Genomic DNA, 11,706 nt, shown 5'->3' on the forward strand with positions numbered 1-11,706 from the left:
TCGCCGTGCGCGACTCGTCCACGATGCTGCGCCGCAACCTCCTGCACGCCCGCCGCTACCCCTCCCTCACCCTGAACCTCCTGCTCACCCCGATCATGCTGCTGCTGCTCTTCGTCTACATCTTCGGCGGCACGATGAGCGCCGGCATCACCGGCGGCACCCCCGACCGGTCGGCGTACATCGCCTACCTCGTCCCCGGCCTGCTGCTGATGACCATCGGCAGCACCGTCATCGGCACCGCCGTGTCGGTCTCCAACGACATGAGCGAAGGCATCATCGCCCGCTTCCGGACCATGGCGATCCACCGCCCCTCGGTACTCGTCGGGCACGTCATCGGCAGCGTCCTGCAGTCCATCGCGAGCGTGGTCCTCGTCGGCGCCGTCGCCGTCGCCATCGGCTTCCGCTCCACGGACGCGACCGCCCTGGAGTGGCTGGCGGCGTTCGGCCTGCTCGTCCTCTTCGCCCTGGCGCTCACCTGGATCGCCGTCGGCATGGGCCTCATCAGCCCCACCGCCGAGGCCGCCAGCAACAACGCCATGCCGCTGATCCTGCTGCCGCTCCTCTCCAGCGCCTTCACGCCGGTCGACTCGATGCCGGGCTGGTTCCAGCCCATCGCCGAGTACCAGCCCTTCACCCCCGCCATCGAGACCCTCCGCGGGCTCCTCCTCGGCAGCGAGATCGGCCACAACGGTTGGCTCGCCGTCGCCTGGTGCCTGGCCCTCACGGTCCTCGGGTACTTCTGGTCGACCTCGAAGTTCAACCACGACCCGAAGTAGCCGCCGTGACAGCGGGGACCACACCGCCCGCAGCCCGTCCCGCCCCGGGGCGGTGTACGCCGACACCACGCCGGCGCACACCGCCCCGTTCGCGTGCCCGGCCGCCGGAGGGAGTCCGCGCGGGTGCTCCACCGCTGTACGAGGACCGGTCGAGGCCGGAGCGGGATATTCGGTGGTCAGGTCCGGTACGGACGGACGCGCGCCCCCGCGGGGTCCCGGCCGCCGGGCCCGGTCCGCTCGGAGCCCCGCAGCCGTACGGCCGGGCGTCCACACGAGAGGACAGACACCGGTGAACAACACATGGTTGCGGCGCTTCACCACGGCCGCGGGCAACGGTCCGCGGCTCGTGTGCTTCCCGCACGCGGGCGGTTCCGCGACGGCGTACACGAACCTGGCGCGCACCCTGCCCGCGGACTTCGACGTGGTGGCCGTGCAGTACCCGGGACGCCAGGACCGGTACCTGGAGGCACCGTTCACGGCCCTGGATCCGCTCGTCGAGGCGGTGGCCGGGGAACTGGCCCGCGAACTGGCCGAGGATCCCGGAAGACCGTACGCCCTGTTCGGCCACAGCATGGGCGCGCTCGTCGCGTTCGAGACGGCCCGGCTGCTGGCCCGCGACGGGCTCCCGGGCCCCCAGCGGCTGTTCCTCTCCGGCCGGGACGCTCCGGGCCTGCGCAAGTCGAGCGCCCACTACCGGCGCTTCGACGACGCCGCGGTGCTGGCCGAGGTCCGCAGGCTGGGCGGCACCGACCAGACGACGCTCGACAACCCCGAGATCCTGGAGATGGTGCTGCCGGCGCTGCGCGCCGACTACCGGGCCCTGAGCACGTACAGCTGGGGCGGCGGTGAGCCGCTCACCACTGCGGTGACCGCCCTGGTCGGGGACAGCGACCCGGTGGTGACGGTCCAGGAGGCCCTGGCCTGGCGGGAGCACACCAGCGGCCCGTTCGCCCTGGAGGTGTTCTCCGGCGGCCACTTCTACCTCAACGACCATCTGGACCAGGTCGCCTCGGCCGTCACCGAGGGGCTGCTCGCCGGCGCGGCCGTCTCCTGAGCGTGCGCGTGGTCCTGCCGACTGCCCGGGACCCGGGGAGCCGGCAGGACCGACACCGCCCTACGCGTACGTGTGGAAACCGCGGCCGGACTTCTTGCCCAGCAGACCGCCCTCGACCATGCGCAGCAGCAGCGGCGGGGGCGCGTACAGCGGCTCCTTGAACTCCTCGTACATGGCCCGCGCGATGGACACGGTGGTGTCCAGGCCGATCAGGTCGGCGAGCCGCAGCGGCCCCATCGGATGCGCGCAGCCCGCCACCATGGCCCGGTCGACGGCCTCGGCGGTCGCCAGGCCCGACTCGACCATGCGGACCGCGGACAGCAGGTACGGGAACAGCAGCGCGTTGACGAGGAAGCCCGCCCGGTCCGGGGAGGCGACGGGCTCCTTGCCGAGGACGTCCCGGACGAAGACCAGCGCCCGCGCGCTCGCCTCCCCGTCCGTCAGCACCGAGTCGACGAGCTCGACGAGCGGCAGTGCCGGCACCGGGTTGAAGAAGTGCATCCCGAGCACCCGGCCCGGTCGGGCGGTCGCGGCGGCGAGCCGGACGACGGGGATCGAGGAGGTGTTGGTCGCCAGGATCGCGTCCGGGTCCTCGACGATCTTGTCGAGGGCGGCGAACAGGTCCAGCTTGACCTGCTCGTCCTCCTTGACCGCCTCGATCACCAGGTGACGGTCGGCCAGCTCGCCGAGGTCACGGGTGAACGACACCCGGCCCAGCGCCGCGTCGCGCTGCTCCTCCGTCAGTTTGCCCTTGGCCACCCCCCGGTCGAGGGACGCGGCGAGCCGCCGCGGCGCCGTGACCAGCGACGGCTCGGAGAACACCACGACCGTGACGTCCAGTGCGGCCTTCGCGCACAGTTCGGCGATGCCGGTGCCCATGATGCCGCTGCCGACGACACCCACCCGGTCGATGCGGGCGGCTGCGTTCTGCGTGGACGTGGTCATGTGCGGGTCCCCCAGGTCAGAAGTGACGCTCCGATCGACATGCCGCCGCCGAACCCGGCGAGCAGCACCAGGTCTCCCGGCGACAGCGCTCCCGTCCGGTTGGCCTCGTCGAGGGCGACGGGCACCGAGGCGCTGCCGACGTTGCCGTACCGGATCAGCGTGCGGTGGGTGTGCGCGGCGGTCAGCCCGGCGCGTTCGACGACCTCGCCGAGCATCACGCCGTTGGCCTGGTGCGGTACGAAGTGGTCGACGGCGCCGATGTCCACTCCGGCCCTGCGCGTCAGCGCGATCAGGGCCGGCGGTACGTGTTCGGCGACGAAGTCCCGTACTCCGCGGCCGTCCATCCGGAAGAAGTGGCCGCCGTCCGCGAGGGTCTGCGCCGATGCCGGAGTGCGGCTGCCGCCGGCCTCGACACGGATCAGGTGGTGCGCGTCGCCCCGGCTGGCCAGGTCGCTCGCGATGATCCCGTACGGGTCCGGCACCGCGCCGACGACCGCGGCCCCGGCGCCGTCGGCGAACAGGACCGCCGTCCTGCGGTCGGTGAAGTCCAGGATCCGCGAGTACACGTCCGCCCCGATGACCAGGACCCGGGCGTCCGGGCGGACGGCCACCAGGCTGTGGGCCAGCGCGAGCGCGTAGACGAAGCCGCTGCACACGACGTTGACGTCGAAGCAGGCCGCGCCGTAGGCGCCGAGCCCGTGCTGGACGAGGTAGGAGGTGGGTGGCTGCGGGTGGTCGCCGGTGGAGGTCGAGACGATGAGGTAGTCGATCTGGTCGGCGGTCAGTTCCGCCTGCTCCAGCGCCCGTTCGGCGGCCTTCAGGGCCAGGTCGGAGGTCGCCTCGTGGGGGGCCGCGTAGCGCCGGGACCGGATCTGGGTCTTGCGTTCGATCCATTCCGCGGTGACGCCGACCCGCTCGGCGACCTCCTCGTTGCCCACCTCGTTCTTGGGCAGGTAGGAGCCGGTGGAGAGGATGCCGATCCCCACGTCAGGACACCTCGGCGGCGGGCGCGCCGGAGCCGCGCAGCGGGTTGAGCCGGGCCGCCCCGATCTTCTCCCGCAGGACGGGATCGGTGACGCCGAGCCCTTCCCCGGGTGCGAGGCAGAGCACGCCGACCTTGCCGGTGTGGCGGTTCAGCTGGACCAGTCGTGCGGCCTCGCCCACCTCCTTCAGCGGGAACACCTCGGAGAGGATGGGGGAGAGCTGTCCCAGCCGGAACAGGCGGTTGCACTCGGCCTGTTCCTGGAGGTTCGCGGCGTGGCTGCCGATGATCCGCTTGAGGTTCATCCAGAGGTAGCGGTTGTCGAAGTGGTGGTCGTACCCCGTGCTCGATCCGCAGGTGACGACCGTTCCGCCCTTGCGCACGACGAAGACGGAGATCCCGAAGGTGGCCCGCCCGACGTAGTCGAACACGACGTGCGGGTCCTCGCCGACCTGCCGCCGGATCTCCCGGCCGAGCCGCTTGCCGAGCTCGATCGTCCGCTCGGGGGTGAGGGCGTCGTCCCCGCCCATGCCGATCTCGTTGCGGTTGATCACCACGTCGCACCCGAGGCGGCGCAGCACCCCGGCCTTGTGCTCGGAGCTGACGACGCCGACGGCGATGCCGCCCGCGTTCTTCACCATCTGTACCGCGAACGCGCCCAGCCCGCCCGTCGCGCCCCAGATGAGCACGACGTCGCCCTGCTTGATCCGCGCGCCGTTGTCACCGACCAGCATCCGGTACGAGGTAGCCGCGGTCAGCAGGACACCCGCCGACTCCTCCCAGGTCAGGTGCGGCGGCTTGGGCAGCAGCTGGCTCGCGCGCACCACCGAGTAGTGGGCGAGTCCGCCGAAGTTCGTCTCGTAGCCCCAGATGCGCTGGCCCGACCCGAGCATCGCGTCGGCGTGCGTGGCGGGCTCCTGCTCGTCGACCTGGACACAGCTGGCGACGACGTGGTCGCCGGCCTTCCAGTGCCGCACCCCGGCGCCGACGCGCACGACGACGCCGGCCGCGTCGGAGCCGACCACCTGGTGCGGCAGGTCGTGGCGGGCGGCGTACCCGCCCTCCCGGGCGTAGCGCTTGAGGAACTCGAAGGTGGGCACCGGCTCGAACGTCGCCGACCACACCGTGTTGTAGTTGATGGAACTCGCCATGACGGCGACGACCACCTCGTCCGGGGCGAGGTCGGGCATCGGCACCCGGCCGACGTGCAGCGACTTGCGGACGTCCTTGTCCTGCACGCCGTCGAACATGCCGACGTCGGAGGCCAGGAGGTGCGCGGCCTCGTATTCCGTCGGCAGGGCGTGTCTTTCGATCTCGTCCGGGCCGGCCCCGCCCAGCAGGGCCTCGGTCAAAGAATCCATGTTGCCTCACTCCTTCGCAGTGGCCGAACTCCGCGGCCGGGCGGCGGGCAGCGGTCAGAGGACCGCGCCGTCCTTCGTCCTCCTGCGCAGGCTCGGCCTGCTGGACCGGTCGAGGTCCTTCCACATGTCGGACAGGCCGATGACGGTGCGCGCCGCGAACAGCTTGCGGATCGACACCTCCTGCTTCAGCTCCGCCCGGATCAGGCCGACCAGCCGGATCGCGCGCAGCGAGTTCCCGCCGAGGTCGAAGAAGTCCTCGTCGATGCCGACCCGGTCCACTTCGAGCACGTCGGCGAACAGTCCGGTCAGGATCCGCTCGGTGTCGTTGCGCGGCGCCCGGTACTTCCCGTCGTCGAACCCGGGTGCCGGCAGCGCCGGCCGGTCCACCCTGCCGTCGGACGTCACCGGCAGGTGCTCCAGGACCGTGAACACCGTCGGTACCCCGGACTCCGGCAGCCGCCCGGCGGCGAACCGGCGGAGCTCGTCGGCCGGGACGGTCCGGCCGGCGACCGGGACCACGTAGGCCACCAGCCGCCGCTGCCCGGTGCCGTCCTCGCGGGCGACGACCACCGACTGCGCCAGCCCGGTGTACTCGGCCAGCGCCTCTTCGACCTCGGCCGGTTCGACGCGGACTCCGCGCACCTCCAGCTGGGCGCCGGACCGGCCCACGTACTCCAGCCGGCCGTCGGTGCCCCAGCGGACCCGGTCCCCGGTCCGGTACATGAGGGCGCCGGGCGGACCGAACGGGCAGGGCACGAAGCGCTCGGCGGTCGCCCCGGGCCGGCCGGCGTATCCGCGGGCCACTCCGGGTCCGGCCACGTACAGCTCTCCCACCACGCCGGCGGGGACGGGTGCCAGTCCCGGGCCCAGTACGTAGAGGGTGGTGTCGTCCAGGGGGCGGCCGACCGCGCCCGCGCGGTGGACGGGTTCGCCGGCGGCCAGGCGGTGGCAGGCGGCGAACACGGTGGTTTCCGTCGGGCCGTGGCCGTGGACGACCGTCAGCCCGGGGCAGGCTTCCCGGACGCGTCGCAGCGCGGCCGCCGGCACCCGGTCACCGCCGGTCCACACCTCGCGCAGCCCGGCGAGGAGTTCGGGGCGCTGCGCCGCGATCGCCGAGAACCGGGCCGCGGGGAGCCACACCGCGGAGACGCCGTGCGCCTCCCCCGCAGGGGTGAGCGCGTCGAGGTCCAGGTCGCCCGGCGGGGCCACGACGACCGTGCCGCCGTTGAGCAACGGCGCCCACACTTCGAGGGCGAGGGAGTCGCAGGTGTGCGGCGCGTGCCACAGCACGGTGCCGTCGCCGGCTTCCGTCCAGTTGGTGTCCGTGACGAACCGGCTCAGGTTGCGGTGCGTGACGGCGGTGGCCGTTGCGGCCGGTCCGGAGCCGTACGCGACGGCCAGCAGGCCGTCCGGGTGGGGGGCCGCGGCCTCCGGCACGCCGTCGGCTCCGTCGGCGGGCTCCGACGCGGGCTCCGACGCGATGTCGTCGAACAGGATCGGGGAGACGTCGGGGCCGATGGAGAGCGCGCCGGCCGTCTTCGCGTCGGTGAGCAGGACGCGCGCGGCGGAGCCGAGGAGCTGCGCGGTGGTGCGCTCGGCCGGGAGCGCCGGGTCGACCGGCAGGTAGGCGCCGCCCGCCTTCGCCACGGCCAGCAGGGCGACGACCAGGTCCGCGGAGCGGGGCAGGGCCACCGCGACGACGGTCTCGGAGCCGATCCGGCGCCGCCTCAGCGCCGCGGCCAGGCGGGTCGAGCGGTCGTCCAGTTCCCGGTACGAGAGCGCCGAGTCCCCGGAGACCAGGGCGACGGCGTCGGGGCGCCGCTCCACCTGCCGGGCGAACAGCCGCGGCACCGTCAGCTCCCGCGGCGCGGCCGGCTCCGCGGCCGGCTCCCGCGTGTCGCCCGGCGCGGTCAGCACCCGGTCCCGTTCGACGCCGCTCACCACGTCGAGGGCGCCGACCGGCTGGTCCGCGGCGGCCACCAGCGCGTCGACGTACGCGATGAGTTCCTCGCCGACGAACCGCAGCTCGGGGCGGGAGTACAGGCTCTCGGGGGCGTCGAGGCGGATGAAGAGGTCGCTGTCGGGGGTGCCGTCGGAGTACACGCCGATCGACAGTTCGTCGAAGGTTCCGGTGGTCGCGCCGAAGTAGCTCGCCGGGCTGTCGGCGAAGTGGAGCTGCTCCGCGAACTCGACGACGTTGACGACGGCGCCGAAGCTGCCGCGGTCGCTGAGGACGGTGCCGCTCGCGCGCTGGATGTCCGAGTAGTGGCAGGCGGTGTGACCGAAGAGCTCGTACGTCTCGTCGACGATCGCGTCGGCGATCTCGGTGAACGTCGCCGTGAGCGGAACGGCCACGCGCACGGGTACGACGTTCACGGCCAGGCCGGGGGTCCTGCTCGCGACGCCGACCCGGTTGCCGACGGCCAGCGAGAGGAGGAACTCCGGACGGTCGCAGCGGTGCCGGAAGTACACCGCGGCGGCCGCGGTCAGCATCTGGGACGTCCACACGCCCATGGACGTCGCGGTCGCGGTCCACGCGTCCGCCCGGGCGCGCGGGACGGTCAGCGTCCGGCCGGACATGCCGATGGCGCCGGCCACCTCCGCCCAGCGGTCGGCGTTGCCCAGGGGTTCGGAGAGCGCGGTCCGCGCGGAGTCGGACAGGGTGACGCGCGGTACCCGGGCGGGCGCCGGCGCGTCCTTCAGGTAGTCGCGCCAGAACTCCGTGTCCTCGGTGAACGTGTCGGAGGCGAGGTAGTCCACGGCCTCGGCCGAGAAGGACGCGACGTCCCAGGGGTGCGGCAGCGGCGGGACGTCCTCGCCCCGCGCGAGCGCCGTGTACACCTCGGCGAGGCGCCGCGAGAGGAGGCCGCCCGCGCCGAACCCGTCCGATATGAGGTGGTGGTAGGCGATCACCAGGAGGGAGCGGGTCTCGGCGAGCTTGACGACGCCCAGCCGGAACAGCAGGTCCCGCTCCAGGTCGAACGGCTGCCGCACCAGGTCGGCCAGCGCTTCGCGCGCCGCCTGCTCGGGGTCGGGCCCGGCGCTGAGGTCGAGGAAGAACGGACGCCAGTCGCCCAGTTCCCTGGGGACCAGGCGCAGCCCGGTGCCGTCGTCGACGAAGTTGACGCGCAGTACCTCCGCCTCGCCCATCACGTGCAGGAACGCGGTGTCCATGACCGCCGCGTCCAGCTCACCGGCCACGTCCCACATGGTCAGCGCGTGGTTCGGGGTGTCGGCGGCCATTTCCTGCGCCCGCCACAACCCCTTGTGCGCAGACGACGCGCCGAACGAAGGCATACAGATCAACCTCTCAGCAGACAGGACCGGAATCGGAAGTCGTCGCAGATCACCCCCACCTTCGGGGAAGCGACACGGCCGTTCAATGCAACTCGGTGCCGGGCGGGACGGGCCGCGGCCGGGCTTGCGGTGTCCCGCCGGCGAGACATTCCCGCCGGCGGGCCGCGCCGCCTATGCGGCCATCGAGGACACGATGTGCCCGGCGATCCGGCGGGGTGACGGGTGCTTCAGGACCAGGTTGGCCCGCAGTTTGAGGCCGGTGGAGGCGGTCAGGCGCTTGCTCAGCTCGGCCGACAGCAGCGAGTCGAACCCGATCTCCTTGAACTCCTGGTCGGGGTTGACCGAGGCGCCGGAGGGGCGCCCGAGGACGACGGCGACCCGCTCCAGGACGTGGTCGAGGACGAGTGCCTCGGCCTCGTCGCCGGGGAGCGCGGAGACCCGGTCCGCGAGCGGGACGAGGTGGTCGTCGCCCGCGGGCGGCTGCGTCGGCGGCACTTCCGCGGACGCCGCCGTCCGCGAGGCGCTGAGCCAGTACCGCTGCCGCTCGAACGCGTACGTCGGAAGGTCCGCGCGCCGGTCCGTGCCGAGCAGGGCGTCCCAGTCCACCGGTCCGCCGCGGACGTGGAGCTGGGCCAGCGAGGCGACCAGGTCCGCCACCTCGTCCCGGTCCCGCCGGGTCGAGGACAGCACCACCGCGTCGTCCACGTCCTCGACCGTCTCCTGTACCGGGACGGTCAGGACGGGGTGCGGGCTCATCTCGACGAACACCCGGAAGCCGTCGTCGGCCAGCCGCCGGACGGACGTCTCGAAGAGGACCTTCTCGCGCAGGTTGTCGTACCAGTAGCCGCCGTCCAGCCGGGCGGTGTCGATGACCTCCCCGTGCAGCGTCGAGTAGAAGGGCAGCGCGGACGTCTTCGGGCTCAGGCCGGGCAGCGCTTCGAGGACCTGGTCGCGGACCCGCGTCACGTGGTGGGAGTGCGAGGCGTAGTCGACCGATATCCGCCGGGCCTGGGAGCCTTCGGCCTTCATCTTCTCGACGAACTCGTCGAGCGCGTCGGGCTCCCCGGACACCACCACCGAGCGGGGCCCGTTGACGACGGCGATGCTCACCCGGCCACCCCACGGAGCGAGACGTTCCGCCACGAGGTCCGCGGACTCGGCGACCGATGCCATCCCGCCGTGACCGATCAGGTCCACCAGCGCCTTGCTGCGCAGGGCCACGACCCGGGTCGCGTCCCGCAGCGACAGCGCGCCACACACGTGGGCGGCGGCGATCTCGCCCTGGCTGTGTCCCACCACCGCGGCCGGTTCCACGCCCCAGGAACGCCACAGGGCGGCCATGGACACCATCACCGAGAACAGCGCGGGCTGGACCACGTCCACCCGGTCCAGTGACGCCGCCCCCGCGGCGCCCCGCACCACGTCGAGCAGCGACCAGTCCACCCACTCGTCCAGTGCGGCCGCGCACGCGTCGAGGCTCCGCGCGAAGACGGGGAAGGTGTCGTACAGCTGCCGGCCCATGCCGGCCCACTGCGATCCCTGTCCGGGGAACACGAAGGCGACCCCGCCGCGGGCGCCGGCCGCGCCGCGCACCACCGCGGGGGATTCGGCGCCCTCGCTCAGCGCGGTCAGGGCGCCGAGCAGTTCGTCGCGGTCGCGCCCCAGCACCACCGCACGGTGCTCGAACCGCGACCGGTCCGACACCAGCGAAGCGCCGACGGCGGCGAGGTCCGTGTGCAGACCGGCGGCGACGAAGTCGCGCAGCCTGGCCGCCTGGCGCTCCACGGCGGCCGGGCTCTTGCCCGACAGGATCCACGGCACCAGTGCGCGGGCGGCCGCCGGGTCCGGAGCGTTTCCGCCGGCCCGCTCCCGGTCCTCTTCCTGGTGCGGCGCCTCTTCCAGGATGACGTGCGCGTTGGTGCCGCTGACGCCGAACGACGACACGCCGGCCCGCCGCGGACCGTCCGTACGGGTCCACTCGCGGCCCTCCGCCAGCAGTTCGATCCCGCCGGACGACCAGTCCACGTGCCGCGAGGGGGCGTCCACGTGCAGGGTCTTCGGCAGGTAGCCGTGGCGCAGGGCCATGACGGTCTTGATGACCCCGCCGACGCCGGCGGCGGCCTGGGCGTGGCCCATGTTCGACTTGAGGGATCCCAGCCAGAGCGGCCTGTCCCCGGCCCGGTCCTTGCCGTAGGTCGCCAGCAGGGCGCCCGCCTCGATGGGGTCCCCCAGGGTGGTTCCGGTGCCGTGGGCCTCGACCAGGTCCACGTCGTGGGCCGCGACCCCGGCGTTCGCCAGGGCCCGCCGGATCACCGCCTCCTGGGCGCGGCCGTTGGGGGCGGTCAGCCCGTTGCTGGCCCCGTCCTGGTTCACGGCGGAACCCCGGACGACGGCGAGGACCGGGTGGCCGTTGCGGCGGGCGTCGGACAGCCGCTCCAGCAGCAGTACGCCCACGCCCTCGGCCCAGCCGGTTCCGTCGGCCCCGTCCGCGAAGGCCTTGCACCGGCCGTCGGCCGACAGGGCGCCCTGCCGGGCGAACTCCACGAAGGGCGCGGGCGTCGACATCACCAGGGCCCCGCCCGCGAGCGCGAGCGAGCACTCCCCGGCGCGCAGTGACTGGACCGCCAGGTGCAGGGTGACCAGGGACGAGGAGCAGGCCGTGTCCACGGACACCGCCGGCCCGGTCAGGCCCAGTTCGTACGCCACCCGGCCGGACGCGACGCTCAGCGAGCTGCCGTACAGCAGGTAGCCCTCCAGCTCGCTCTGGCCCGCCTCCAGGAAGCGCCACCCGTACTCGGTCGAGCTGACCCCGGAGAAGACCCCGACGTCGGCGCCGCGCACGTCGGCGGGGACGATGCCGGCCCGTTCGAAGGCCTCCCAGGACGTCTCCAGCAGTAGGCGCTGCTGCGGGTCGGTGGCCAGTGCCTCGCGCGGGCTGATGCCGAAGAAGTCGGCGTCGAAGCCGGCCACGTCCGTGAGGAAGCCCCCGTGGCGGACGTAGGCGCTGCCGACGGTGTCGGGGTCCGGGTCGTACACGTCCCGCCAGCCGCGGTCCGTCGGGAACTCGCCCACGACGTCGCGGCCTTCGCGGACCACGTCCCACAGGTCCTCGGGCGACGCCACGCCTCCCGGGTAGCGGCAGGCCATGGCGACCACGGCGATGGGCTCGCCGTGGCCGGCCTTCAGGGCCTCGTTCTCCTGGCGCAGGCGGTCGCGTTCCTCCAGCAGGGTGCGCAGCGCCCGCTGGACCCGGTCCGTGCCCTCCGCCGGCTGATCCCCGGGGTTGGTCAT

7 protein-coding genes are annotated in these 11,706 nt (G+C 73.2%); 2 read left to right on the top strand and 5 right to left on the bottom strand.

Annotation, left to right across the window (positions count from 1 at the left end; all coding sequences use genetic code 11):
* On the top strand, positions 1-776 hold a 776-nt coding region (locus ABZZ17_RS27930), incomplete at its 5' end, for an ABC transporter permease (protein WP_356879792.1).
* A 289-nt stretch (positions 777-1,065) separates the two neighbouring features.
* The gene (locus tag ABZZ17_RS27935) at positions 1,066-1,830 is read left to right on the top strand and encodes an alpha/beta fold hydrolase (protein ID WP_356879794.1); all 765 of its coding nucleotides are present in this window, start codon (positions 1,066-1,068) and stop codon (positions 1,828-1,830) included.
* Positions 1,831-1,890: 60 nt separating this feature from the next.
* Here the strand turns inward: ABZZ17_RS27935 and ABZZ17_RS27940 are convergent, their stop codons facing one another.
* The 5 genes from ABZZ17_RS27940 to ABZZ17_RS27960 form a co-directional block, all read right to left on the bottom strand.
* Positions 1,891-2,775, bottom strand: a complete 885-nt coding sequence (locus tag ABZZ17_RS27940; protein ID WP_356879796.1) for a 3-hydroxybutyryl-CoA dehydrogenase — start codon at positions 2,773-2,775, stop codon at positions 1,891-1,893.
* The gene (locus tag ABZZ17_RS27945) at positions 2,772-3,761 is read right to left on the bottom strand and encodes a ketoacyl-ACP synthase III (RefSeq protein ID WP_356879798.1); all 990 of its coding nucleotides are present in this window, start codon (positions 3,759-3,761) and stop codon (positions 2,772-2,774) included. The genes ABZZ17_RS27940 and ABZZ17_RS27945 overlap by 4 nt, the downstream gene beginning before the upstream one ends.
* 1 nt (position 3,762) lies before the next feature.
* On the bottom strand, positions 3,763-5,118 hold the full coding sequence (gene ccrA / locus ABZZ17_RS27950; RefSeq protein ID WP_356879800.1) for a crotonyl-CoA carboxylase/reductase: 1,356 nt from the start codon (positions 5,116-5,118) through the stop codon (positions 3,763-3,765).
* A gap of 54 nt (positions 5,119-5,172) precedes the next feature.
* Positions 5,173-8,415, bottom strand: a complete 3,243-nt coding sequence (locus ABZZ17_RS27955; protein WP_356879802.1) for an amino acid adenylation domain-containing protein — start codon at positions 8,413-8,415, stop codon at positions 5,173-5,175.
* A 171-nt stretch (positions 8,416-8,586) separates the two neighbouring features.
* A complete protein-coding gene (locus ABZZ17_RS27960; RefSeq protein ID WP_356879804.1) occupies positions 8,587-11,706 on the bottom strand; it encodes an acyltransferase domain-containing protein in 3,120 nt (1,039 codons plus the stop codon).

It is taken from the genome of Streptomyces sp. NPDC006512 (assembly GCF_040611935.1).
Classification (GTDB): domain Bacteria; phylum Actinomycetota; class Actinomycetes; order Streptomycetales; family Streptomycetaceae; genus Streptomyces.

Bases quoted from the DNA above. Each gene is read 5' to 3' on its own strand.
- ABZZ17_RS27940 (WP_356879796.1), bottom strand. From the start codon at position 2,775: ATGACCACGTCCACGCAGAACGCAGCCGCCCGCATCGACCGGGTGGGT.
- ccrA (WP_356879800.1), bottom strand. From the start codon at position 5,118: ATGGATTCTTTGACCGAGGCCCTGCTGGGCGGGGCCGGCCCGGACGAG.
- ABZZ17_RS27955 (WP_356879802.1), bottom strand. From the start codon at position 8,415: ATGCCTTCGTTCGGCGCGTCGTCTGCGCACAAGGGGTTGTGGCGGGCG.
- ABZZ17_RS27960 (WP_356879804.1), bottom strand. From the start codon at position 11,706: ATGACCAACCCCGGGGATCAGCCGGCGGAGGGCACGGACCGGGTCCAG.